The 25563-nt window shown below is 33.4% G+C and carries 27 protein-coding genes and 2 tRNA genes; 16 read left to right on the forward strand and 13 right to left on the reverse strand.

Annotated features, from left to right (window positions below):
- On the reverse strand, positions 1-1387 hold a 1387-nt coding region (locus QZZ51_RS09665; protein ID WP_291869066.1), incomplete at its 3' end, for a dipeptidase.
- 97 nt (positions 1388-1484) lie between these two features.
- On the opposite strand from QZZ51_RS09665, the gene QZZ51_RS09670 reads away from it, so the two are divergent.
- Positions 1485-1566, forward strand: a tRNA-Leu gene (locus QZZ51_RS09670).
- A gap of 113 nt (positions 1567-1679) precedes the next feature.
- Here the strand turns inward: QZZ51_RS09670 and QZZ51_RS16650 are convergent.
- The 7 genes from QZZ51_RS16650 to QZZ51_RS09700 all read right to left on the reverse strand — a co-directional run bounded on the left by QZZ51_RS16650 (position 1680) and on the right by QZZ51_RS09700 (position 7037).
- Complete coding sequence (locus tag QZZ51_RS16650) at positions 1680-2063, reverse strand: thioesterase family protein (RefSeq protein WP_366511963.1); 384 nt, start codon at positions 2061-2063, stop codon at positions 1680-1682.
- Positions 2064-2148: 85 nt separating this feature from the next.
- Complete coding sequence (locus tag QZZ51_RS09675) at positions 2149-3027, reverse strand: DUF5777 family beta-barrel protein (RefSeq protein WP_291869068.1); 879 nt, start codon at positions 3025-3027, stop codon at positions 2149-2151.
- A 6-nt stretch (positions 3028-3033) separates the two neighbouring features.
- Positions 3034-3570, reverse strand: coding sequence for a YceI family protein (locus QZZ51_RS09680; protein WP_291869070.1), 537 nt, complete (start codon positions 3568-3570; stop codon positions 3034-3036).
- Positions 3571-3575: 5 nt separating this feature from the next.
- Positions 3576-4004: a hypothetical protein gene (locus QZZ51_RS09685; RefSeq protein ID WP_291869071.1), complete on the reverse strand. Its 429-nt coding sequence runs from the start codon at positions 4002-4004 to the stop codon at positions 3576-3578.
- 14 nt (positions 4005-4018) lie between these two features.
- Positions 4019-4405, reverse strand: coding sequence for a cytochrome c (locus QZZ51_RS09690; RefSeq protein ID WP_291869073.1), 387 nt, complete (start codon positions 4403-4405; stop codon positions 4019-4021).
- Between the two features lie 27 nt (positions 4406-4432).
- Complete coding sequence (locus QZZ51_RS09695) at positions 4433-5383, reverse strand: cytochrome P460 family protein (protein WP_291869075.1); 951 nt, start codon at positions 5381-5383, stop codon at positions 4433-4435.
- Positions 5384-5450: 67 nt separating this feature from the next.
- Positions 5451-7037 carry a hypothetical protein gene (locus QZZ51_RS09700; protein WP_291869076.1) on the reverse strand — a complete coding sequence of 529 codons (1587 nt, stop codon included), beginning with the start codon at positions 7035-7037 and terminating at the stop codon, positions 5451-5453.
- 221 nt (positions 7038-7258) lie between these two features.
- Between QZZ51_RS09700 and QZZ51_RS09705 the strand changes: the two genes are divergently transcribed.
- Positions 7259-8371 carry a LytTR family transcriptional regulator gene (locus QZZ51_RS09705; RefSeq protein ID WP_291869077.1) on the forward strand — a complete coding sequence of 371 codons (1113 nt, stop codon included), beginning with the start codon at positions 7259-7261 and terminating at the stop codon, positions 8369-8371.
- 798 nt (positions 8372-9169) lie between these two features.
- Here QZZ51_RS09705 and QZZ51_RS09710 read toward each other — a convergent pair.
- From QZZ51_RS09710 to QZZ51_RS09720, 3 genes are all read right to left on the reverse strand, one after another.
- On the reverse strand, positions 9170-9298 hold the full coding sequence (locus QZZ51_RS09710; RefSeq protein WP_291869078.1) for a hypothetical protein: 129 nt from the start codon (positions 9296-9298) through the stop codon (positions 9170-9172).
- A gap of 210 nt (positions 9299-9508) precedes the next feature.
- Positions 9509-9745, reverse strand: coding sequence for a hypothetical protein (locus tag QZZ51_RS09715; protein ID WP_291869089.1), 237 nt, complete (start codon positions 9743-9745; stop codon positions 9509-9511).
- A gap of 18 nt (positions 9746-9763) precedes the next feature.
- Positions 9764-10999 carry a glycosyltransferase N-terminal domain-containing protein gene (locus tag QZZ51_RS09720; protein WP_291869091.1) on the reverse strand — a complete coding sequence of 412 codons (1236 nt, stop codon included), beginning with the start codon at positions 10997-10999 and terminating at the stop codon, positions 9764-9766.
- Positions 11000-11094: 95 nt separating this feature from the next.
- Here QZZ51_RS09720 and QZZ51_RS09725 point away from each other — a divergent pair, with 95 nt between their 5' ends.
- The 4 genes from QZZ51_RS09725 to QZZ51_RS09740 all read left to right on the forward strand — a co-directional run bounded on the left by QZZ51_RS09725 (position 11095) and on the right by QZZ51_RS09740 (position 15065).
- A complete protein-coding gene (locus tag QZZ51_RS09725) occupies positions 11095-12249 on the forward strand; it encodes a DegT/DnrJ/EryC1/StrS family aminotransferase (RefSeq protein WP_291869093.1) in 1155 nt (384 codons plus the stop codon).
- Positions 12250-12305: 56 nt separating this feature from the next.
- A complete protein-coding gene (gene galE, locus QZZ51_RS09730) occupies positions 12306-13322 on the forward strand; it encodes a UDP-glucose 4-epimerase GalE (RefSeq protein ID WP_291869096.1) in 1017 nt (338 codons plus the stop codon).
- Positions 13323-13406: 84 nt separating this feature from the next.
- Positions 13407-14681 (forward strand): amidohydrolase family protein, encoded by a 1275-nt coding sequence (locus QZZ51_RS09735; protein ID WP_291869098.1) that lies wholly within the window; start codon positions 13407-13409, stop codon positions 14679-14681.
- Between the two features lie 36 nt (positions 14682-14717).
- Entirely contained in the window at positions 14718-15065 is a 348-nt protein-coding gene (locus tag QZZ51_RS09740) for a hypothetical protein (protein ID WP_366511964.1), read from the forward strand.
- A 139-nt stretch (positions 15066-15204) separates the two neighbouring features.
- Here QZZ51_RS09740 and QZZ51_RS09745 read toward each other — a convergent pair whose 3' ends face one another.
- Positions 15205-15603 (reverse strand): alpha-ketoglutarate decarboxylase, encoded by a 399-nt coding sequence (locus tag QZZ51_RS09745; RefSeq protein WP_291869099.1) that lies wholly within the window; start codon positions 15601-15603, stop codon positions 15205-15207.
- 101 nt (positions 15604-15704) lie between these two features.
- On the opposite strand from QZZ51_RS09745, the gene QZZ51_RS09750 reads away from it, so the two are divergent.
- Together QZZ51_RS09750 and odhB are read left to right on the forward strand one after the other, a co-directional pair.
- Entirely contained in the window at positions 15705-18500 is a 2796-nt protein-coding gene (locus QZZ51_RS09750) for a 2-oxoglutarate dehydrogenase E1 component (RefSeq protein WP_291869100.1), read from the forward strand.
- A 26-nt stretch (positions 18501-18526) separates the two neighbouring features.
- Positions 18527-19744 (forward strand): 2-oxoglutarate dehydrogenase complex dihydrolipoyllysine-residue succinyltransferase, encoded by a 1218-nt coding sequence (odhB, locus tag QZZ51_RS09755; RefSeq protein ID WP_291869101.1) that lies wholly within the window; start codon positions 18527-18529, stop codon positions 19742-19744.
- A 44-nt stretch (positions 19745-19788) separates the two neighbouring features.
- Here the strand turns inward: odhB and QZZ51_RS09760 are convergent, their stop codons facing one another.
- Positions 19789-20235, reverse strand: a complete 447-nt coding sequence (locus tag QZZ51_RS09760) for a retropepsin-like aspartic protease (RefSeq protein ID WP_291869102.1) — start codon at positions 20233-20235, stop codon at positions 19789-19791.
- Between the two features lie 37 nt (positions 20236-20272).
- On the opposite strand from QZZ51_RS09760, the gene QZZ51_RS09765 reads away from it, so the two are divergent.
- The 8 genes from QZZ51_RS09765 (at position 20273) to QZZ51_RS09800 (ending at position 25434) form a co-directional block, all read left to right on the forward strand.
- Positions 20273-21040, forward strand: a complete 768-nt coding sequence (locus QZZ51_RS09765; RefSeq protein ID WP_291869103.1) for a TatD family hydrolase — start codon at positions 20273-20275, stop codon at positions 21038-21040.
- Positions 21041-21065: 25 nt separating this feature from the next.
- Positions 21066-22097: an asparaginase gene (locus QZZ51_RS09770; protein ID WP_291869104.1), complete on the forward strand. Its 1032-nt coding sequence runs from the start codon at positions 21066-21068 to the stop codon at positions 22095-22097.
- Positions 22098-22166: 69 nt separating this feature from the next.
- A tRNA-Ser gene (locus tag QZZ51_RS09775) sits at positions 22167-22254 on the forward strand.
- A gap of 76 nt (positions 22255-22330) precedes the next feature.
- The gene (locus QZZ51_RS09780; RefSeq protein ID WP_291869106.1) at positions 22331-23077 is read left to right on the forward strand and encodes a MotA/TolQ/ExbB proton channel family protein; all 747 of its coding nucleotides are present in this window, start codon (positions 22331-22333) and stop codon (positions 23075-23077) included.
- A 23-nt stretch (positions 23078-23100) separates the two neighbouring features.
- The gene (locus tag QZZ51_RS09785; RefSeq protein ID WP_291869108.1) at positions 23101-23532 is read left to right on the forward strand and encodes a hypothetical protein; all 432 of its coding nucleotides are present in this window, start codon (positions 23101-23103) and stop codon (positions 23530-23532) included.
- An 11-nt stretch (positions 23533-23543) separates the two neighbouring features.
- On the forward strand, positions 23544-24170 hold the full coding sequence (locus tag QZZ51_RS09790; protein WP_291869110.1) for a biopolymer transporter ExbD: 627 nt from the start codon (positions 23544-23546) through the stop codon (positions 24168-24170).
- A gap of 20 nt (positions 24171-24190) precedes the next feature.
- Positions 24191-24667 carry a biopolymer transporter ExbD gene (locus tag QZZ51_RS09795; RefSeq protein ID WP_291869112.1) on the forward strand — a complete coding sequence of 159 codons (477 nt, stop codon included), beginning with the start codon at positions 24191-24193 and terminating at the stop codon, positions 24665-24667.
- Positions 24668-24747: 80 nt separating this feature from the next.
- On the forward strand, positions 24748-25434 hold the full coding sequence (locus QZZ51_RS09800; RefSeq protein ID WP_291869114.1) for a porin family protein: 687 nt from the start codon (positions 24748-24750) through the stop codon (positions 25432-25434).
- Positions 25435-25563 lie beyond the last annotated feature (129 nt).

Below are 25563 nucleotides of genomic sequence, written 5' to 3' on the forward strand. Positions count from 1 at the left end.
ATTTAGAAAGTTCGGTAAAGTATGTGTAAAAATGCGGTATGGTTTCTATGCCTTTAAGGTAGTTCCAAACGCCAAAATGCTCGTTAGGAGAATGTATAGCATCGCTATCTAGACCAAAGCCCATAAGGATTGTTTTGCTTTGTAATTCTTTTTCAAAAAGGGCAACAATAGGAATACTACCACCGCTTCGTTGTGGAATTGGTTTTTTTCCAAAAGTGGCTTCGTATGCTTTAGAAGCAGCATTGTAACCAATTGTATTTATAGGGGTAACGTACCCTTGACCACCATGGTGTGGCGTTACTTTTACGGTTGCTCCTGCGGGAACAATATTTTCGAAATGGGCTTTAAATAGTTGCGTAATTTCTTCCCAATCTTGGTTTGGGACTAAGCGCATAGAAATTTTAGCGTATGCTTTGCTTGCTATTACCGTTTTTGCTCCTTCGCCAATATAGCCACCCCAAATACCATTTACATCTAGAGTTGGTCTTATAGAATTTCTTTCATTGGTTGTATACCCTTTTTCGCCATAAACGGCATTAATATCTAAAGCACTTTTATATGCATCTAAACTAAAGGGAGCTTTTGCCATTTCTGCTCTTTCTTCGGTAGATAGTTCTTCTACTTTATCATAAAAACCAGGAATGGTAATATGGTTATTTTCATCGTGTAGCGAAGCAATCATTTTATTAAGTATATTTATTGGGTTTGCTACTGCGCCGCCATATAAACCAGAATGTAAATCTCTATTTGGACCGGTAACTTCTACCTCTACATAACTAAGACCACGTAAGCCTGTGGTTATGGAAGGAACATCATTAGCAATCATTCCAGTATCAGAAATTAAGATAATATCGTTTGTTAATTTTTCTTTATTATTTGCAACAAAGATGCCTAAGTTATTACTACCTACTTCTTCTTCGCCCTCTATCATGAACTTTACATTGCAAGGTAGTTGGTTTGTTTTAACCATAAACTCTAAAGCCTTAACATGCATATACATTTGGCCTTTGTCATCACATGCCCCGCGTGCATATATAGCACCTTCTGGATGTTTTTCTGTTTTTTTAATTACGGGTTCAAATGGGGGAGAATCCCAAAGTTCAATTGGATCTGCTGGTTGTACATCATAATGACCGTATACTAGAACCGTAGGCAAATCTTTATTTATAATTTTTTCTCCATAGACAATAGGGTATCCTTCTGTTTCGCAAATTTCTACTAAATCGCAACCAGCCTGTTGTAAACTTTCTTTGATTTTTTGTGCTGTATTTATAACATCTTGGGAAAATGCGGGGTCTGCACTAACCGATGGCATTTTTAATAAGTCGAAAAGTTCGGAGATGAAACGCTCTTTATGTTCTGATATATAAGTTTTTACGTCTTGCATTTTATGTTTTAATTAGTTGTCGTAAAAATACAAAAGAACTTTTTTAAAGATAGATTATTTTAGAATTGATTTTTTACTTTATATTTGCAATCCTTTTGCAGGCGTGGTGGAATTGGTAGACACGCTAGACTTAGGATCTAGTGCCGCAAGGTGTGAGAGTTCGAGTCTCTCCGCCTGTACAAATAAAAAGCCTTTCAAGAAATTGAAAGGCTTTTTTAGTTTAAATGTATCTCGTCCTGAAAAAGATTAAAAAGTATCATTTAATTAAAGGTAAGTCGGGGAAGTCTGATTATTATTCTAATTTATGTGTAAGAGAATCACAAGCGAGACTCCATATAAGATTACATTTAGTTGTAGCGCATAATTGTTTGTTCTTGTTAAAAAAATCATGCTTTGTAGTTATTTGATAATTATTCAAGTCTAGATTTAGAATTTGTATATCAACAGTAAATAAATTTGTAAAAAATAGATCTATTTTTTTATAAACGAATTGTTCAACTATAATAAAACTAATACTCGATTGTTCTTTAATTTTAAGAAGGTTTTTAATGTTGTTGCTAAAGTATTTTGTTCTTATTAAATCTGAATACTTCAAATATGTACTGTTTGCCATAACCATATAATCATCTATATCATCTTGACCATTAACTTTATATACTTCACTATACATTGTCATATTCTAAATATTTAAAAAACCCGAGTAAATCTTAAGGGGTTTAAAATTTACTCGGTAATTAATCATATTTCTCTTTTTAATATTATTATTTTTTATTTCTTCCTGCTTGAAATGCTCTTGAAATGTTAAACCCAAAATGGATTCCTCCTTTAAAAAAATCATTTGTAGATTCTGTTATAAAATCTCTTTCAATCATTGTTATTGAATTCGATAAAATAAGTTGAAACACATGCCCTCCTGTTTCTATATCTATTCCAATGGCTAACGAATTTTTTGTGTCAATTGACTTTAAAGGATTAATTGTATAGAAATATTCTGTATTTAATGTTACTCTTTTGCTAAGCTTAATTCGATTGCCAAAACCAATTGCAAAAATATCATGTGAATCATCATTAGTTCTCACTGAATTATTATGAATATATGTTGGTGTAATTTGTAAAGACAATGCATTATTAATTTTACTAGCAATTAATAACTGCGATGTATAAGCTAATTTTTTATTGAAATTTGGTTTGTTAGCAGGGTCGTAGTCTTTTAATGTTCTGTAGATTACACTTTCGAATAGAGATACGCTAAATGGAAAAGATTTTTCTCCTTTACTCTGTTTTATTAATTGATACTTAGCAAAGCCATCATACGTTTTATTAAATGAACTTCGACCTAAACCTAACATCAACTTATCAGATAATCCATATTCAAATGCAAAACGAATATTAGATTGATCTAACCCAAATAATTCATCAATCCCTTGATTGATTCTACCAAATCTATGAGAAATAAGAAACTCTAATGTTCCTTTTTTTCTGTTTTCAATTGAGTGGCCATTTAATATTCTTGTTCCTTTAAACGTAGACGACACAAAATTCCTTTGTTTGGGACTTTCACTTTCTAGGATGTCTATAAGGTCTTGAGAAAAAGTGCTATTAATTGAAAATAATAATACTATTATTAAAATATTCTTCATGATAAATTATTTAAATTTTTTATGATTTAATGAAAAGGTAATTTCAATAGTTTTTGCTATGTTATTTTTAACTACAGAAGGAATATTAATTTCATAATCCGCAACTAAAACTGTAAAGACACCTTTTAAGGATACATTATTATCAACTTCTATATCGGCTTTTACTTTTACTTTATTAGTAATTCCATGTATAGTTAAATCTCCTTCAATAAAAACCTTGTTTTTATCTGTTGAGTCTTTAATATCGATGATTTTTCCTGTGAATTTAGCTTTAGGGAATTTATCTGATTCTACATAATTTTCATTAAAATGTTCTTGCATTAAGGATTTCTCAAACATAAAAGACTTCATTAACACGGAGATTGCAATATCGCCTGTTTCTATATCAACAATACTTAAGATTTGATTGTTAATAGCTTCAATGTCTTCTACTGGAGAATGAGAAAAGAAAGATATTGTGCCTTGTTTAGTAATATATCTATCTTGAGCTATTAAATTATTTGTTATTATAAAGCATATGATTATAGTAAATATGTATTTCATTTTTTTTAAATTTTAACAAGGTTACATCTTACCAAAATAACATCCATCAAGTATCCAGTACAGATACCTTTAACGACAATATTTTGTCCTTCCTTGAGGTTAATTAATTCTTTGTTTTCACTAGAGGAAAGATGACAAATCACGGTTCCAAAAGACGTTTTGTTATTAAGAAAGGTTATAATAATATCATTGTTTTCTGAAGCTTCAATCTTTGATATATGACCACTTACTTGAACTATTTGATCTAGATATTTTTTATTAGCGAAACCTTCATTATCCTGAAATTCATTTATTATTTCTTCTGAATTGGTAATAATATCTGGAGTTGCTTTGACAACATTAACATGTGGCTTGTTATACTCTTTAAGGCCAAAGAATATTATTAACGTTATAGCTAATAAGGCTGGGAAAATTATTTTCTCTTTTTTGCTCATAACTTCAAGTATTATTAGTTATTATATGAACCATTATCTATCCAACAGCTTATTATATCAATTTCCTCATTAGTTAAAACATCTCCAATTGGCATAGTTCTATTAACAACTTGTTCTTTTATAATTGCAGAGTTTGTACTAACACCATTATAAGTTCTTAAATCTGGGAATTGATTGCCATTATGACAACTAACACAGTTATTATCTATAATTGGCTTAATTTGACTCACAAATGATGTGCTTGGGTCGCAATCTTGATTTATTATTTCGTATTTATCTTCTACATAGTTTTCGCAAGAAGCAAATACTATGCATACTATTATTAATACAGCTTTTTCTATTTTTTTCATTTTCTTAGGATTAAAATGACAGGAGGATTTTTTTTGATTACCCCCTGTCAAAAATTAACAAACAAATCAGCCAAATATTTATGGAAAAATGGAAGGAGTGGAAAATACATAATCTCTGTTTTTTACAGGTGTATGACATTCGATACAGCTTTGTGTAAAACTGGGGTTTTTACCAAAAGGCGCTAATTCTTCGCCTACCCAACGTGCCCATCCCCAATCTTTTGTATTCTCAAATTTTTTCGAGTCTTTGAACATAAACTCGGCATGAATAAATGAAGAAGGTATTATAGCAGCTTCCCAATTTTCATCAGATCGTTGGTTCCAAACAACTTTACCTAAAATAGCGCCATCTGGCCATGGGTTTATTTTGTTTTCATTTATTGCTTTTATTGCAATATCATTACCCAAAATGACACGTAAAGTATTATTGTCTTTTCGGAAAGAACTACTTACAACTTGCCAACTTCTATAATCATTAGGAAAAGCAATTCCGTTAGGGGCATTTTTAACAACCTTTTTTTTGTTTTTATTATTAGTCCAATGGTTATAATCATTTTCAAATTCTAATTCATCTTTGTTAGAATTCTTTACGCCTAAACTATTATCTAATCCCTTAATGTATGTTTCTATTGCAATTAAGCCCTGATCCGAAATTTCTGCTTCAGGATGTATAAATGAATAGCCTTTTGGGGGCATTATATTCTTCTTAATCTTCGTTAAAATGTTATATAGAATGGTCTTTTTTTCTTTTTCCGAATACTTATCCCATTCTGAGAAGTTTAGTTTTGCCCTACCTTCTTCAACATCTTTTTTAACTAACTCAGCAATAATTGGAAGTTTGTTATAAAATGATATTTTAGTTTCATTTGAGTGACAGTCATAACATGAGGCTCTCATAATTTCTCTTACTTCCGTAGGAGCTTCTGTAAAGTCCGATGTTACTGGAGGATTAGAGACTACATCCTTAAATTGATAACCCGTTGCAATGATTGAAACAGCCAGAATAACAACGATCATTAATTTCTTCATATTCATATTTTTTATTAAACGCTTGTCAGCGTATCATTAAAATGAAACTAAAATATCTTCTATAAATCTAATTTGGAGCCATTGCCGTATTTACATTAGCAATTGGCCAGACTCCTGGTGCAGGAAAGCTAATTCCCTTATTCTCACCACGCGCTGCATCTTGACCAAAATAGTATAACGGCCATCCTTTGTAAGTTAATTGGGTTCTACCGTAAACATCGATTGTACCAAAATCACCATTGTTTAAAATACTCGGTATTTGGTCTAATGTTATCTCTGCAATTGGCCATACTCCATTATTTGAAAAGTCTGCATTTGTGAAGTTATTTGTATTGTTGGTGTCATTGACGAAAGTATATAGTGTTTTACCATCGATATCTACAATGTAACTTGTTTCTTCGTCACCTACGGTATAACCGCTCGTGTAATTATTACCATCATGACCTACTAATTGAGCCTTTGCATACATTAAGGAATAATCTGGTTTAGCTACATACCAGATGTTATTTACATCTTCTCCATTAGTATCACCTGCGGCATTATCATTTGCAAAATAATATAACGGCCATCCTTTGTAAGTTGTTTGCAATTCACCATCTGTACGTGTAATTGTTTGGAAATCTGAGGCGTTTAAACCTGTGCCTGTTATAACATTTTCAGAGTAAAAAATGGGCCAAATATTAGCACAACCACCTAAACATTCTGATGTGTCTTTAGTATCTTTTGAAAAGAAATAAAGCGTATTACCATCTGAATCTGTTAAAATACTTCCTAGAGTAGAATCACTTGATAATTGAACAGATGGAGGGTTAGGAGCTATTACGGTATTTACATTAGCAATTGGCCAAACTCCTGGTGCAGGAAAGCTAATTCCCTTATTCTCACCACGTGCTGCATCTTGACCAAAATAGTATAACGGCCATCCTTTGTAAGTTAGTTGGGTTCTACCGTAAACATCGATTGTACCAAAATCACCATTGTTTAAAATACTTGGTATTTGGTCTAATGTTATCTCTGCAATTGGCCATACTCCATTATTTGAAAAGTCTGCATTTGTGAAGTTATTTGTATTGTTGGTGTCATTGACGAAAGTATATAGTGTTTTACCATCGATATCTACAATGTAACTTGTTTCTTCGTCACCTACGGTATAACCGCTCGTGTAATTATTACCATCATGACCTACTAATTGAGCCTTTGCATACATTAAGGAATAATCTGGTTTAGCTACATACCAGATGTTATTTACATCTTCTCCATTAGTATCACCTGCGGCATTATCATTTGCAAAATAATATAACGGCCATCCTTTGTAAGTTGTTTGCAGTTCACCATCTGTACGTGTAATTGTTGCGAAGTCTGAGGTGTTTAAGCCATTACCCACTGTAAGGTTTTCAGAGTAAAAAATCGGCCAAATATCCGCACAGCCACCTAAACATTCCGATGTATCTTTAGTGTCTTTTGAGAAGAAATAAAGCGTATTACCATCTGAATCTGTTAAAATACTTCCTAGAGTAGAATCACTTGATAATTGAACTGTGACTCCACTTGGTTCTGGGGCAACATAAGGTTCTCCATCGTCGTTACTACAGCTTTGTAGCAAGAACATAAATGCCATAAATAAGTAGGCTACTTCTTTGATTGTTTTTTTCATCTTTTTAATTGTTTATTATTATTTAATTTTCTACAAATCAATCTATAACACACGGATTTATTAGCATTAATGTTTGTTAGAGGGAAAAAATTAAGGTTAAAAAGGAAAAAAAAGGATTGAAATTTTATAAAAACAATCTTCTTATTCATATAATATTATTTATTATGAATAAGTTAGATTTGTATGGCGAGTAATTTTAAAAAAAACGAAACATACTAATAATGAAGAAAGATAAACTTTACCTCTTTACATTTATGTCCTTGCTATTTATAGTATTCGCAGTAGGGTATTTTAGCATGAACTATCTTATTGATACCAATACGGAGCAACTTTTAGAAATACAAATGGAATCTAGTAAGAGAGAGGCTAGGGAATTTTCAAGTATGATTTCTTCACAAATTTCTAGTGGTATTTCTGAAAATGAGGTCATAAAGAATATTCAAACAAGTATAGAAAAGACGGATAATGAGACTGGTTTTTTATGTATGTTTGATTGGTCAGGAAAAGAAATTTGTCATCCTAATATTGAGAAAATAGGTAAGTATACATTACCAAAAGAATCATTTATCTCGACTATTAGTGGCGATGCTACTTCGAAAGATTTTCATTCTTATTTAAAAAATAAAAAAGAAGGTGGAGGGATAAGAACTTTCAGCGAAAAAAATAGAGCCTCAGAGATAATATACGTCTACCCGGTTAAAAATACAGATTGGATTATTGCAGCTCATGCTAATACTCAAAAAATTGAAGAACAAATTAGTGCTGTAAAGAAAAATTTCATTATTGTTTATTCCGTTACTGGTGCTTTAATTGTGATTCTTTCTTTAATAACAGTACGTTTAATTGGTAGTCATTATGAAAAAATATTAGAATTAAAAAATGAAAAACTTTCCGATGAAGTATTAAGTCTTTCAAAATTAAACTATGCTTTAATCAACTATAAAAACAAAATTAAAACTGCAGAAACTATAGAGCCAATTCAAACAGAGGGGAATAGTAAGCAACGGATTTTAACATATTCTAAGAATGAACTAGTTCCTACTTTAGTTGAACAAATAGCCTACGTTTATACGGAAAATACTATTACTTATGTAATTAGTGTAGATAATAAAAAATCGACTAGTAATAGTAGCCTAGATGAGCTTTATAATGATTTTAATAAAACATTATTTTTTAGAGCAAACAGGCAATACATTTTATCGATAAATGCTATTGATAAAATTATAAGGTACGGTAATAATCAATTAAAAATAGAAGTTCAGCCTAAAGCCCAAATAGATATTATTATAAGTAAGAATAAAGCTTCTGAATTTAAAGCATGGCTTAACAACTAATATATTATTCGTGATAAACTATTTTATACATCCATATGCATATAGATTTCTGTTGATTAGAATAGGGTAAACACTAGTTATTATTAGTTTTTGTGTAAAATTATGGATGTTTTTCAATAGTCTCCCAATTGGTTATAAATACACGAGTTGGTCGGTTTAACAACTGCACTGATAAATTTGACCTGTAAAAATTGAAATAGTTTATTTTTTCCAGTCCATTTTGTTGACAGGGAGTCATTAGTGATAATTGAAGCAAATTATTAAACAATTAGGGGAACCTACATTCAAATCACTATGACGATATAATTTTGTAGTATTAAAGGTTGGATTACCTCTTTAGCAATATTTCCAAAACTATGACATGTAATATGTACTGCTGTTTTTTTTGGCGGCTGTTTCTCTTCTGTTATAAATACCTTTGGTGTTACTAAGATTAGCATTTTTTAGCTCAGGAAACACGAAGTTTTCTTCACTTTGTTCATCCTTCTTATATGGTTTAAGAATCGGTATTGTTTTTTGAGGGACTTTAAGGAATTAATAGTTTGGGTTTTTTATTCATTCTGTAATGAAATCTAAAAGTGATTAATAAATTTATGACCAAAATAATACCTTAATATGTATAAACAATTCAGGAATGAAAGGCTTTTTTGTAATAGGTGTTTATGTGGTTTCTATAACTGTATGTATCTAATGAAAATAAAAACAAAAGCCCCTTAGAAAAGGAGCTTTTTGGCTTGTCAAAATCAAATTTTAAACAATAAATAGGAAGTCAATTTGGGGAAATCAGCTTTTTTGTGGTTACAAAATACCAACGGACCAAAGAATAAGACATAACGCTACAGCAAGTAAAACCCCTACTAAAGCAATTACAGTAATACTTAGGAATCCGTTCAGTAATTTTACACCGAATGTAATTTCCTGTTCCATAATATTATTTATTTACTACAATGTATGATATTAGTTTTGTAAATCCTTTAAAATAGTAAAGGATTTCGATTAAATACTTAATATACAGTATTTTGAATCGGCAAAATGCTTGTTTTTTCGTTAAAACGTTGCTTTTGTCTAATAGACTCTGTGTTTATAGTTTTACTTTAAAAACAAGATGTTTTAATTATTCCTCCCAAGTTTGGAGATTTATGGTGTTGCAAATTTTGGTTTAAGAGTGTCTTTTTTAGTGGTGTTTTTCTTTTTAATTGGAGTCTTTTTTGGTAAGTAGGGTGTAGGTTTGCTCTTTTTGGGTCTAGCTCTTAGGGAGTCTTTAATGCTGTTTTGTTTTTGTTTTGGAGGCAGGTTATTATTAAAATCGTTTTTACAAGAAAAAAGACACAGACCACCAAAAACCAAAACAATGAAAGTTTGGGGCAATTTCATATGTAAAGGAATAGATTGTTATAATAAAGTACGGATGTAATCTAGTATTTGGATGCTAGCACCAGTGTTATTCTTTACATAGTCTTTGTTAATAGAACTTGTAGTGCTGTGGAAAGTAGAATTTTCTAGAAATTTATTCATGAGTTCTTTAAATGCAGATGTATTAGTGATGGGTATAACTCCCTTTAAAGAGACCAATTCTTCGGCTTCTTTAAATCCAGAATAATTTGGTCCAATAATTACAGGAACTCCAAAAACAGCGGGTTCTAATGTGTTGTGCAAACCAGTAGAGAAGCCACCGCCAACATACGTTATATCTGCATAGCTATAAATTTTGGTAAGTAAGCCAATGGTGTCTATTATTAAGACATCGTAATCTGCAATGTTTTTATTTTGTAATTCGGTATAACCAATAACTTTTTTATTAATAGACTCTTTTAATTCTAAAATGTGCCCACTTTTAATGTTATGTGGCGCAATAACATATTTTACATTCTTAGTACACTGGTTAATATATGGAGTAATTATAGCTTCATCTTGGGGCCAGGTACTACCAGCAATAAAGCATTTAGATGTTCCTTTAAAAAATTGCATAAACTCCAAAGAATTATCTCTTTGTAGAATTTCAGAAACTCTATCGAACCTTGTATCGCCACTGACAGTAACCTGCTCGTAGTTTATAGTTTTTAGTAAATCTACGGATGCTCTATTTTGCGCAAAAACATGAGTGAATTTAGAAAGCGTTTTGCGCATAAAACTTCCATAGGCTTTAAAATATATTTGGTTCTTTTTAAAAATAGCAGAAAGAAGTAAAGTAGGTATCTGCCTTTGGTGTAGTTCTTTTAAATAGTTTGGCCAGACTTCATATTTTACAAAAATGGCTAGTGTAGGTTGCACTGTATTTAAGAATTGAACGGCATTTTTTTTAGTATCCAGCGGTAGGTACGTTACTAAATCGGCTGCTTTTGTGTTTTTTTTTATTTCGTAGCCAGAAGGAGAAAAGAAAGTGATTAGAATTTTGTAATTCGGATAAATAGATTTTAGCTTTTCTATAACTGGTAGGCCTTGTTCAAATTCGCCAAGAGAAGCAACATGGACCCAAATGGTTTTATCCGTTGTGGATATGTTTCTTTTTAGTGTGGTAAAAACATTCTTTCGCCCTTTAATAAAAAGAGAAATTTTAGGATTAAAAAGTGCAACTACTCTAAGTAATAGTCCCGCAATTGAAATTATAATATTATAAAAAAAATACACCTCTTTATACTTTACTGCTAAAATACGTTTCTTTCCATAAAATCATTGGTTGCACATCCTTAATTTTGTAATTTTACACACATATATAAGAGCAAATGAGAAAAATTCAGATGGTAGACCTTCAAGGGCAATACCAATCTCTTAAAGAGCAAGTAAATACTTCCATTACACAAATTTTAGAATCTTCTACATATATTAATGGGCCACATGTACATGCTTTTCAAAAAGAGCTAGAAATGTATTTAGGAGTTAAACATGTAATACCATGTGCAAATGGCACAGATGCTTTGCAGATTGCTATGATGGGGTTGGGGTTAAAACCTGGGGATGAAGTTATAACAGCCGATTTTACTTTTGCTGCAACTGTTGAAGTGATAGGTTTGTTGCAGTTAACTCCTGTTTTGGTAGATGTAGATTTAGATACTTTTAATATAGATCCAGCAGCTATAGAAAAGGCAATTACACCAAAAACTAAAGCTATTGTCCCTGTGCATTTATTTGGGCAATGTGCTAACATGGATGTTATATTAGAAATAGCGAAAAAGCATAATCTTTTTGTAATAGAGGATAATGCCCAAGCTATTGGTGCAGATTATAAATTTAAAGATGGAAGAAAACAAAAAGCAGGAACTTTAGGTCATGTAGGTTCTACTAGCTTTTTTCCATCCAAAAATTTGGGATGCTACGGAGACGGGGGAGCAATATTTACAAACGATGATGAGTTAGCTCATACATTAAGAGGAATTGTAAATCATGGTATGTATGAAAGATACCACCATGATGTTGTTGGTGTAAACTCTAGATTAGATTCTATACAGGCAGCGGTTTTAAGTGCAAAATTACCAAAGCTAGATGCGTATTGCGATAGTAGAAGAACAGCAGCTAAAAAGTATTCGCAAGCTTTTAAGGAGCAAGAGAATATAGTAATCCCTATTACAGTTGATGGCTGTGATGGAATTTGTGAAGAGTGCAATTGTCATGTTTTTCATCAATATACACTCAGGATTACGAATGGAAAAAGAGATGCTTTAGTAAAGCATTTAAATGAAAAGGAAATTCCATGTGGGGTTTATTATCCTATTCCTTTGCATAAGCAAAAAGCTTATGTAGACGAAAGGTATTTAGAAGAGAATTTTCCAGTAACCAATCAATTGGTAGAAGAGGTTATCTCCTTACCAATGCATACAGAGTTAGAGGATGAGCAGATAGCCTATATTACTAAGGCGGTTATCGATTTTGTTAATGGATAAGTCATAGTTAATATTATTATTGTACGTTCTAAACATTTACCATAAAAAAGAAGCAAATGAAAATACTAGTTACTGGTGGTCTTGGTTTTATTGGGTCACATACTGTAGTTGAGTTACAAAATGAAGGTTATGAGGTGGTTATTATTGATGACTGCTCTAACTCATCCGAAAAAGTTTTAGAAGGCATTACTACTATTTCTGGAAAAACGCCTTTGTTTGAAAAGATTGATTTAAAAGAAAAATCTAAAGTAGAAGATTTCTTTAAACGCCATACAGATATTCAGGGTGTTATTCATTTTGCGGCTTCAAAAGCAGTAGGAGAGAGTGTAGAAAAGCCATTATTGTATTATGAAAACAACATAGGTACGCTAGTGTATCTTTTAAAAGAATTGACAGCTAAAAATAATGCAAGTTTTATTTTTAGTTCTTCTTGTACGGTTTACGGACAAGCAGATAAAATGCCTATTACAGAAAGCGCACCAGTGAAGCAAGCAGAATCTCCTTATGGTAATACAAAACAAATGGGAGAAGAAATAATAGCAGATACTTGTAAGGTAAATGCAAACCTAAATGCAATTGCTTTACGATATTTTAATCCAATGGGTGCACATCCAAGTGCTGAAATAGGAGAGTTGCCAATAGGAGTGCCGCAGAACTTAATGCCATATATTACGCAAACGGGAATAGGCCTTAGAGAAGAGTTGTCTGTTTTTGGAGGAGATTACCCAACACCAGATGGTACTTGTGTTAGGGATTATATTTATGTGGTAGATTTAGCTAAAGCCCACGTATTAGCATTAAAAAGACTATTGGAAGGAAAAAATACGTATAATTACGAAGTGTTTAACGTAGGCACAGGTACAGGTAGTACGGTATTAGAAGCTATTCAAAGTTTCGAGAGAGTCTCAGGTAAAAAACTGAATTATAAAATAGTAGATAGAAGAGAGGGAGATATAACTTCTGCGTACGCAGATACTACTAAGGCCAACGAAGTACTGGGTTGGAAATCGCAATACTCCTTAGATGAAGCTATGAAATCCGCTTGGGATTGGGAACAGAAGATAAGGAGCTAATAAATTAGCCAAATTTATAATAAGAAAGAATGTCAGGGGAAATATTAGTATATTTCCCCTGATTAATTTTTAACCTTTCCTATTATGAGAAATTTTTTTAGTGCCATTTTTCTATTATTCACAGTTACTATTGTTGCACAAGATACGTATATTCAATGCGGAGCCATTATAGATGTAGCGTCTGGTAAATCACTTTCAGAGAAAACTATAGTAGTATCAGGAGATAAGATAAAGAGTATTCTTAGGGGATTTACTTTAGGAACAGATAAAGATGTTGTTATTGATTTAAGGAGTAAAGTAATTCTTCCTGGATTTATCGATATGCATGTTCATATAGAGAGTGAGTCTGGACCAAAAACATACACTAAAAGATTTACAGATAATGCTGCTGATGTAGCTTTTCAGTCTACTGTTTATGCAGAAAGAACATTGATGGCAGGTTTTACTACGGTTAGAGATTTAGGAGGTAGTGGAGTAAATATAGCCTTAAGAAAAGCAATTGACAAGGGTTTGGTTGTAGGGCCAAGAATTTTCACAGCAGGTAAGGCTATTGCAACAACGGGAGGGCATGCTGACCCAACCAACGGAATGAAGAAAGAGTTGATGGGGAATCCTGGTCCAAATGAAGGGGTCGTGAATTCCCCAGCCGATGGTAGAAAAGCGGTTAGACAAAGATATAAGGATGGTTCGGACGTGATAAAAATTACCGCTACTGGCGGAGTTCTTAGTGTTGCAAAAAGTGGTCAAAACCCTCAATTTACAATAGAAGAGATAAAGGCAATTACAGAAACTGCAAAGGATTACGGTATGTTGACTGCTGCACATGCCCATGGAGATGAGGGAATGCAAAGGGCTATTCTTGGAGGTATAAATACCATAGAGCATGGAACTATGATGAGTGATGAAACGATGGATTTAATGAAACAACATAATACCTATTTGGTACCAACAATAACTGCGGGAAAACAAGTTGCAGAAAAGGCTAAAATCAAAGGTTTTTTTCCGGAAATTGTATCCCAAAAAGCGGCGGCTATTGGGCCATTAGTTCAAGATATGTTTAAGAGAGCCTATAAAAAGGGAGTGCCAATTGCTTTTGGCACAGATGCAGGTGTTTTTCCTCATGGGCTTAATGCAAAAGAATTTGGTTATATGGTAGAGGCAGGAATGCCAGTCGGAGAAGCTCTTAGGTCTGCAACTATTACAAATGCAAAGCTGTTAGGAATGGGAGATGAGTTAGGGCAGTTGAAAGAAGGGTTTGTTGCCGATATTATTGCGGTAGACGTTAATCCATTTAAGAATGTGCATTCTTTAGAGAAGGTCACTTTTGTAATGAAAGATGGGATAGTTTTTAAGAAGTAAAAATAGAGGACTCTGTTTTAGGGCGGTTTTAAAAGTATGATGTTTAAAAATACACAGGAGCTAATTAAAGAAGCAATCTCAGAGAAATTGTACTCTAAGTTAGTAGAGCAAATTCAGAAAGATTTTGTTTTAGCAAATATTAATTTTAATCTGCCTCCGGAAGTAGGTGCTATGAACTTAATTAAGCTTTTACAGGAGAAAATTTATGTGCTTATTTTAGAGAAATTTGATCAATACCTTAACCTGTTGTACATTATAGATGTTCCAGAAAAATCCTTTAAAGAAATAGAGGTGACAGATGTTGTGGAAATAGCAGAGCAGGTTTCTTTTTTAATTTTTAAAAGAGAACTCCAAAAAGTAAGGCTTAAAGCTAGGTATAGTTAGTTATATTAAAAATACACCCTTACAAAAGGCATCCATGCATCTGCGTAGATGCTTTTGTTCTTATCGTAAAGAACATCATACCTAACTCCGAAAGTAATATGTTGCTTCTGTAGCCAGCACCTAAGAACAAGGCAGGGGGTCAATAATTATTTTTCACGGTAGTGTTGGTTAAATCTAAAGCTTCATTGATTTGTAGTTGTTCCAATTCACCAGAAAACTGTAAAAAAGAAATTGGGTTGTATAATGTAAGTATACTTCCTCCGTAGGCAAATAGTTTGTTAAAGTTGTATTTGGCATAATTTACATTTAAGCTAACCCCTGCGGAAAAATAGTTGTTTATGTTATAAAGTGCACTTGGGGAAACAGACCCGTTAAAGCCTCCATTACTAAACCCTAAACCTATACCTCCGCCGAGCCTTACGTTTTCGCGAAAGGAACTTTGTTTATAAGCGTTTTGAGAATAGCTTATGTTATTACTTAATGCAAAAAAAGCAAGGCAAAAAAAACTATTTACTAAGATTTTGTGGATTTTAGCCATAATTGTTTATTTTTTTCTATAAAAACTAGTCAATATTACAGTAGAAATCGTAAAAGTTGTATTTTTGGCGAACTTTATTCTAAAGTTACAGAAAAAAATACATGGATAAATATTCCTTTTTAAATGCTGTGCATACTTCTTTTTTTGCAGAGCAATATGACAAATATTTAGTTGCGCCAGATAGTGTTGAGCCTAGTTGGAGAGCTTTCTTTCAGGGTTTTGATTTCGGAAAGGAAAGTGCTGCAGATGAGTTAGAGATTACATCTGCAAATGGCACAACAATAGGCGTGAACGGGCAAGAAGTAGAAATTCCTACTTCACTGCAAAAAGAGTTTCAAGTAATTGGACTAATAGATGATTATCGCGGTAGAGGACACTTGTTTACAGAAACAAATCCAGTTCGTGATAGACGTAAATACACGCCAACTTTGGATATCGAAAATTTCGGGCTTTCTGAAAACGATTTCGATACTGTTTTTAAAGCAGGAGAGATTATCGGTATAGGGCCAAGTACTCTGCGGCAAATAGTAAAACACCTAAAAAGTATCTATTGTGATTCTATTGGGGTGGAATATATGTATATAAGAAACCCGGAACGTGTAGGGTGGATACAGGACTGGCTGAATGTTAATCATAACAGAGCTACGCTTGCTTCTGAAAATAAGAAGCATATCTTAAAGAAATTAAACCAAGCAGTTTCTTTTGAAAGTTTTTTGCACACTAAATATGTAGGTCAAAAAAGATTTTCTTTAGAAGGTAATGAAACGCTAATTCCAGGTTTAGATGCAATTGTAGAAAGAGCAGCCGAAATGGGAGTAAAGCAATTCGTTATGGGGATGGCGCACAGAGGTAGACTTAATGTTTTGACCAATGTTTTTGGCAAAGCTGCAAAAGATATTTTTAGTGAGTTTGATGGTAAAGATTACGAAGAGGAAATTTTTGATGGAGATGTTAAATATCACTTAGGGTGGACATCAGACCGTATGTCTGATAATGGCAATAAGATTAAAATGAATATAGCGCCTAACCCATCGCATCTGGAGACTGTGGGAGCTGTAGTAGAAGGGATAGCAAGAGCAAAACAAGATGCTCATTATGAAGACGACTTCTCTAAAGTGTTACCAATTGTTGTGCATGGAGATGCTGCAATTGCAGGACAAGGTTTGGTTTATGAAGTTGTGCAGATGGCAACTTTAGATGGTTATAAAACAGGAGGAACTATTCATTTAGTAGTGAATAACCAAATTGGTTTTACAACAAATTATTTGGACGCAAGGTCATCTACCTATTGTACAGATGTTGGTAAAGTTACACTAAGTCCAATTATGCACGTTAATGCAGACGATGCAGAGGCAGTTGTACATGCATGTTTGTTTGCGCTAGAATATAGAATGCGTTTTAGTAGAGATGTTTTTATAGATTTACTAGGATATCGTAAGTATGGTCATAATGAGGGTGATGAGCCTAGATTTACGCAGCCAAAGCTTTATAAAGCAATAGCAAAGCATAAAAATGCAAGAGATATATATTCGGCAAAGCTTATAGCGGAAGGGGTAATTGGTTTGGATTATGTAAAAGGATTAGAGAAGGAATATAAGGAATCTTTAGAAGAGGAGTTAGAGGATTCTAGAAAAGAAGATAAAACAGTAATTACGCCTTTCATGGCAGATGAATGGAGCGGATTTAAAAATGTTCGTGAGTGGGAGATGCTTAAAAAAGTAGATACCGCTTTTGATGAAAAAAGTCTTACGGAAATAGCAAAGGTGATTACAGAGCTTCCTTTGGATAAAAAATTCTTAAGAAAAGTTGAAAAGCTTATAAAGGATAGAAAGAAAATGTTCTTTGAGTCTAATAAATTAGATTGGGCAATGGGAGAACTTTTGGCTTATGGTTCTTTGTTAAAGGAGGGGTTTGATGTAAGAATGTCTGGGCAAGATGTAGAAAGAGGTACTTTTTCGCATCGGCATGCTGTAATAAAAGTAGAAGAAAGTGAAGAAGAAGTTTTACTTTTAAATTCTATTAATAAAGAGCAAGGGAAATTTCAAATTTATAATTCTCTATTATCGGAATATGGTGTTGTAGGTTTTGATTATGGGTATGCAATGGCTAGTCCCAATACCTTAACTATTTGGGAGGCTCAATTTGGAGATTTTAGTAATGGTGCACAAATTATGCTGGATCAATATATTTCTGCGGCGGAAGACAAGTGGAAGTTGCAAAATGGTTTAGTAATGTTGCTACCTCATGGTTATGAAGGGCAGGGAGCGGAACATTCTTCAGCAAGAATGGAGCGTTACTTACAATTGTGTGCAAGAGATAATATGTATATAGCAGATGTAAGTACGCCTGCACAGATGTTTCATATATTAAGAAGGCAAATGAAGACTAAATTTAGAAAGCCTTTAGTTGTTTTTACACCAAAAAGTTTATTAAGGCACCCAAAAGCGGTGTCTCCTGTCGAAGATTTTGTTTCAGGATGTTTTCAAGAAGTTATTGATGATACTAGTGCGGATATTAAAAAGGTGAAATCTGTAGTTTTCTGTATGGGTAAATTTTATTACGATTTACTTGCTGTGAAGGAAGCAGAAAACAGAGAAGATGTTGCATTAGTGCGAGTAGAACAATTGTTTCCATTGCCAGAAAATCAGATGAAGGCAGTTATGGAAAAGTATATAAATGCAGATGATTTTGTTTGGGCACAAGAAGAGCCGAGAAATATGGGTGCTTGGAGTCATATGATGATGCATTTTAGCGAAGTGTCTAAGCTTCGTGTAGCTTCAAGAAGATTTTATGCCGCACCAGCAGCTGGTAGCGCGGTGCGTTCTAAAATGAGGCACCAACAAGTGATCGACTATGTTTTTGATAAAAGCAAAGACAATTTAACAAGACCAAAATAATAATAATACATCAAATTAGATAAATAATGATTCTAGAAATGAAAGTTCCTTCTCCGGGGGAATCTATAACAGAGGTAGAGATTGCAGAATGGTTAGTGGAAGATGGTGATTATGTAGAAAAAGACCAAGCCATTGCAGAGGTAGATTCAGATAAAGCTACTTTAGAATTGCCTGCCGAACAGAGTGGTATTATTACTCTAAAGGCTGAAGTTGGAGATGCTGTTGAGGTAGGTGCTGTGGTTTGTTTAATAGATACTAGTGCGACAAAGCCAGAAGGTGGAGGCGCAGTATCGGAAAAGAAAGAAGAAGCTCCTAAGGCGGAGGTTAAAAAAGAAGAGGTTGTAGCGCCTGTAAAAGAGAGTTATGCAACTGGTTCCGCATCACCTGCAGCTAAGAAAATCTTAAATGAAAAAGGAATTAGTGCTTCTTCTGTAAAAGGAACAGGAAAAGATGGTAGAGTAACTAAAGGGGATGCTGTTGGCGCAGTGCCTTCTATGGGGACTCCGACAACAGGAGGCAGTAGAGGGGAAAGTCGTTCTAAGCTTTCTATGTTGCGTCGTAAGGTTGCAGAGCGTTTGGTGTCTGTTAAAAATGAAACAGCTATGTTAACCACTTTTAACGAAGTGGATATGGGGCCTATTTTTGCCTTAAGAAAGCAATATAAGGAGGCGTTTAAAGAGAAGCATGGTGTAGGGTTAGGTTTTATGTCTTTCTTTACATTGGCAGTAACGCGTGCATTAGAAATGTATCCTTCTGTGAACTCAATGATAGATGGTAAGGAAATGCTTTCGTATGATTTTTGCGATATCAGTATAGCGGTATCTGGACCAAAAGGATTAATGGTTCCGGTAATAAGGAATGCGGAAAATCTTACATTTAGAGGTGTAGAGGCAGAGGTTAAAAGGTTAGCTATCCGTGCAAGGGAAGGAGAAATTACTATTGATGAAATGACTGGCGGAACCTTTACAATTACTAATGGAGGTGTCTTTGGTTCTATGTTGTCAACACCAATTATTAATCCACCACAAAGTGCAATTTTAGGAATGCATAATATTGTAGAAAGACCAGTAGTTAAAGATGGGGCTGTTGTAATTGCGCCAATAATGTATGTAGCGCTTTCTTATGATCATAGGATTATTGATGGTAAAGAATCTGTAGGGTTCTTAGTGGCTGTTAAAGAAGCATTAGAAAACCCTCAAGAATTATTGATGGGGTCTAATGTTGAGAAGGCATTGGAGTTGTAATTAGCATTAATTATAAAGTAACAAAAAGCCTAAAGAAAATCTCTTTAGGCTTTTTGTTTTAGGTAAACACACTTTTTGTCGTAGTCGATTATAGCTTTTGCTTTTTTTAGAACGTCAGCGCCTATAATACCATCTACAGGTAGAGCATTATGTGAGGTTAGTGCTTCATTTACGTGTTGCAAATCGAATAAAACAAGTTTTAACTTATTCATTTTCCAGTCCAATATTTCTATTTTGTTTTTGGTAGATATTAAAGTTTCCATGTTCGTCGCTCCCGCTCCTGCAGCTTTAATTTTAGATGCTTTAGGGGTTAAGTTAAAAAAATCTATCTTGTCAAAACCAACGCAGGTGTTAGATGCTCCAGTGTCTAAAATAAACCGACCTGTAATATTATTCAGTTTTGCTGTTATTTCAAAATGATTGGTTGCGGTTAGTGTTAAGGGTGTTTTGGTGTATTTTTTCTTTTTTAAGAAATTTTTCAAGGATGACATGTATTCTTTTTACCAAAGATAAGGCTATTTTAGCGCTATGATTGTTACAGATACACATACACATTTATATAGTGAGGCTTTTGATGAAGATCGTAATCAGGCTATTCAAAATGCCATAGATAAGGGAGTAGAGCGTTTTTTTATACCAGCAATAGATTCAACATATACCGAGTCTATGTTGCAGTTGGAAAAATCTTTTCCAGATAATGTTTTTTTAATGACAGGTTTGCATCCTACGCACGTAAAAGAAAATTTTAAAGAAGAATTACAGCATGTGGAAGAGCAGCTGGCTTCTAGGAAATATTTTGCAGTAGGTGAAATAGGAATAGACTTGTATTGGGATAAAACTTTTTTAAGACAACAACAGGAAGCTTTTCGGACTCAAATTCAATTAGCAAAAAAGTATAAACTTCCCATTGTAATACATTGTAGAGATGCTTTTGACGCTGTTTTTGAAGTTCTAGAATCCGAAAAGGGGAGTGATTTATTCGGAATTTTTCATTGTTTCACAGGGAGCTTAGAGCAGGCTGAGAGGGCTATATCGTATAATATGAAGTTGGGTATTGGTGGCGTGGTAACCTTTAAAAACGGTAAGATTGATGCTTTTTTAAATCAAATAAACATTAAACATGTGGTTTTAGAAACCGATGCTCCGTATTTAGCACCAGTGCCTTATAGAGGTAAAAGAAATGAAAGTCTTTATGTTCTTAATGTGTTAGAGAAAGTAGCCTCTGTTTATGGTAAAAGTAAAGAAGAAATAGCATGGATAACTACCGAAAATTCAAAAGAAGTGTTTGGGATTTAATTGTGATTAAGATAAAAATAAGGTTGTGAAGACAAAAAAGAGTACCATATTATTGATTTATACCGGTGGAACTATTGGTATGGTGAAAGATTATAAAACTGGGTCTTTGAAAGCCTTTGATTTCGACGAACTTTTAAGTAACATTCCAGAGCTTAATCAGTTAGATTGTGAAATAGAAACATTTTCTTTTGATCAACCTATTGATTCCTCCAATATGAGTTTAAAGCATTGGTTACAAATAGCTTCTGTAATAGAAGATAATTATCATAATCATGATGGCTTTGTGGTTTTGCATGGAAGTGATACGATGAGTTATACGGCATCTGCTCTAAGTTTTCTTTTAGAAGATTTAGCAAAACCGGTAATATTTACGGGTTCGCAATTGCCAATTGGGGATTTGCGTACGGATGCTAAAGAAAATTTAATTACCTCTATACAAATTGCTGCATTGAAAGAAAATGGAAAACCTGTCGTTCAGGAGGTTGGTTTGTATTTTGAATACAAGTTGTATAGAGCTAATAGAACAACTAAAATTAACGCAGAACATTTTGAGGCTTTCTCGTCATTAAATCATCCGCCTTTAGTAGAATCTGGAGTGCATTTAAAAGTTTTTAAAGAGAACTTGTTTCGACCAAAAACAGCAAAGAAGTTTTTTGTGCATAAAAAAATGGATAACAATGTTGCTGTTTTGAAGCTTTTTCCAGGATTGAGTCCTAAAGTTTTGCAGTCTGTGCTTCAAATACCGGGATTAAAGGCTCTAATTTTGGAGACGTATGGAGCAGGAAATGCGTTTACAGAGGATTGGTTTTTGGAAGAACTTAAAAATGCAATAAAAAATAATTTATTTATTGTTAATGTTACTCAGTGTTCTGGCGGAAGTGTTATAATGGGGCAGTATGAAACTAGTAAGGCAATGTTAGACATGCAAGTAATTAATGGTAAGGATATTACAACAGAGGCAGCAATAGCTAAGTTGATGTATATGTTAGGGGTTGGTGTGACCACGAAATCGTTTAAGACGATTTTTGAGACGCCTCTTCGAGGAGAGATGAGTTAAAAAATAACTCGTATTATTTCTTTAACTAATATATTTTTTGTTATTTGGCAGCCCTTTAAGGCTGAATATAGAGAGGTGGCCGAGTGGTCGAAGGCGCACGCCTGGAAAGTGTGTATACCCCAAAAGGGTATCGAGGGTTCGAATCCCTTCCTCTCTGCAGATTTTTTTTTAATTATAATGTATTTTTATTTATCTTTAACCCTTATTAACTAACTAAATTTAAGTTTGAAAAAATGAAAAGATTATTCTCTACCCTAGCAATGACTGGGATATTTGCTCTAAGTGCAAATACAGTAAGCGCAAAAACATCAGCAGCAGTTGTAATATTACAAGGAGACGCTGAAGTAGCAAAAAGTTTTACTCAAGTATTAAAAGAAATGTTTATCACTGGGGGCGCAGGCTTCATGGGGATTGTGCTTTTGTGTTTAATATTAGGATTAGCTGTTGCAATCGAAAGAATTATATATTTAAACTTGGCGAGTACAAACTCTTCTAAGTTAAAGCAACAAGTTGAAGATGCTTTAGCTTCTGGAGGTGTTGAAGCTGCAAAAGAGGTTTGTAGAAATACAAAAGGACCTGTTGCTTCTATTTACTATCAAGGTTTAGATAGAGCTGGCGAAAGTGTAGAGTCTGCAGAAAAAGCAGTTGTAGCTTACGGTGGTGTGCAAATGGGACAATTAGAGAAGAATGTTTCTTGGTTATCATTATTTATTGCAATTGCACCAATGCTTGGTTTCATGGGTACGGTAATTGGTATGATCCAGGCCTTCCAAAAGATTGCAGCTGTAGGTAACTTAAGTGCATCTCTTATTGCAGGTGATATTCAAGTTGCATTATTAACAACTGTATTTGGTCTTATTACGGCGATTATTCTACAAATCTTTTATAACTATATTATCGCTAAGATTGATAGTATTGTTAATGACATGGAAGATTCATCAATCTCTTTGATTGATATGTTGGTAGATCACAAAAAATAAGTCGGACTTAATACATTAATGTCATGCATAAAATTTTAAAAATAGTATTAATTGTAGTAGGTCTTATAGGAGCAGCATTATGGTTTATGCTTCCTGATAGAGATATGCCTGCTGCAGAAGCAGCACAAAGTGGTGCTATGGGCGCAATGTTCATGATTACATATTTACTTCTAGGTGCAGCAGTTGTATTTAGTTTAGTATTTACTGTAAAGAACCTTTTGTCTAACCCTCAGGGTATAAAGAAAGTTCTGTTTGTAATCGGAGGTTTTATCTTAGTTGTGATTGTTTCTTACGTTTTAGCTAGCGGTACAGATGTAGACGATAAAGCTATGGCTATGAGTGATGAGAGTACTGTAAAGAAAATAGGAATGGGGATAAACATTTTTTATATCCTAACTATCATTGCAGTAGGATCTTTAGTAGTACCAGGAGTTAAAAAAATGTTTAGTAAATAAAATAAAACACTATGGCAAGAAGAGCGGGAGCACCAGAAGTAAGCGCCGGTTCTATGGCAGACATAGCATTCTTATTGTTAATCTTTTTCTTAGTAACAACTACTATAGAAACAGATGCAGGTTTGGATCGTATGTTACCGCCTATGGAGCCGCCAACAGACGAGGAAGTTATTGTTAAGCAGAAAAATATTTTTCAGGTTAGCATTAACAAGAGTGGTCAGTTATTGGCAGACGGAGAGCTAATTCAATTAAATCAGTTAAGAGAAAAAGCTTCTGCGTTTTTAGATAATGGAGGAGCACCTTCAGGAACTGAGGATTATTGTAAGTACTGTAAAGGGAAAAGAGATGCTAGTTCATCAGATAGTCCTGCAAAAGCAATTATCTCTGTAAAAAGTGATAGGGAAACTAAGTACGGTACATATATAACGGTTCAGAACGAATTGGTTGGAGCTTATAATGACCTTAGAGATAGAGAGTCGCAAAGACTTTATAGAAAAGATTTTACGGCTATGGAAGCGGAATACTTAAATCCGGAGACTGAACCAAGTGTAAAGGAAGAGTTAAAAGAAAAAGTGAAGAGAATTCAAGGATTGTTCCCTCAGAAACTTTCTGAAGCAGAAACTTCTACATCTAATTAATTAAAGCTAAATAAAACAGTATGTCAAAATTCGCAAAAAAGAAAGATGGAGAAGTGCCAGCGGTATCTACTGCGTCACTTCCAGATATTGTATTTATGCTTTTATTCTTTTTTATGACGGTTACCGTTATGAAAGATAGTTCTGTGAAAGTTGCAAATGAACTTCCTCAGGCTAATGAGATTAAAAAATTAGAGAAAAAGGATAGGGTTATTACTATCTATGTTGGAGCGCCTACTAAGGAATTTGCTAAAACATATGGTACTGAGCCTAAGATTCAATTGAATGATAAATTCGCGAATGCATCCGATGTGGGTGACTATATTTTAATGGAGCGTGCTAAAAAATCACAAGATCTTCAAAATGTTTTAACTACTTCTTTGAAAGTAGATAAAAATGCAAATATGGGTTTAATAGCGGATATTAAATTAGAATTAAGAAAAGTTAATGCGCTTAAGGTGAATTATACCACCTATGAAGGTGATGCATTTAAGAATTAGTTTAGTTAATAATACTTTCAAACTTTATAGCGCTTCAAATTTTATTTGAAGCGCTTTTTTTATTTGTTTAAATTTACCTTATGAAAGTATGCAGCGTTCTAGTGATTATCTTTATGTTTTTTAATGCCAATGGGCAAACAAAAGTTGATTCTTTAAGTGTAGATGAAAACTTTTTGGAGGATCAATTTTATCTAGGTATAACGTATAATTTTTTAGTAAATCAACCTAATGATGTAAGCCAGAGAAACTTGTCTTATGGTTTGCAGGCTGGTGTGATTAAAGATATACCTTTATCTAAAGACAGAAAGGTAGCATTAGGTGTTGGTTTAGGCTATGCATTAAACACCTATTATTCTAATTTAAAGGCAACAGAAGGAGCTTCTGGTATTTCGTACTCAGTTTTAGGTGGTGATGATGATTATACAAGAAACAAATTAGAATCCCATTTAATAGAAATGCCATTAGAATTTCGATGGCGAAATGCAACAGTAGATAATTATAAGTTTTGGAGAATCTATACTGGTTTTAAATTGGGATATGTTTTTAGTACAAGATCTAAGATTGTTAGTGATTTGGGAGATGCCTCTTTTTACAATACAGATTCCCAAAAATTTGTTTATGGATTAACTTTTAGTCTTGGTTATAATACGTTCAATCTTCATGCGTATTATGGTTTTAATGATTTATTTAAGGATGGTATTTCTGTTAATGGAGAGGCTATTGTTGTAAAACCCTTGAGAATAGGTTTAATATTCTATATACTGTAGTTTTATGTATTTTATGGCATAGATGTTGGGGTTAGTATTTTATTAATAGTAATTCACCCACAATTTTACATTGTTAAATTTATACACTTAGCTAGGCAAAATATATTGTTTAATTAAATGTATTATTTA

It is taken from the genome of Maribacter sp. (assembly GCF_016744255.1).
Classification (GTDB): domain Bacteria; phylum Bacteroidota; class Bacteroidia; order Flavobacteriales; family Flavobacteriaceae; genus Maribacter_B.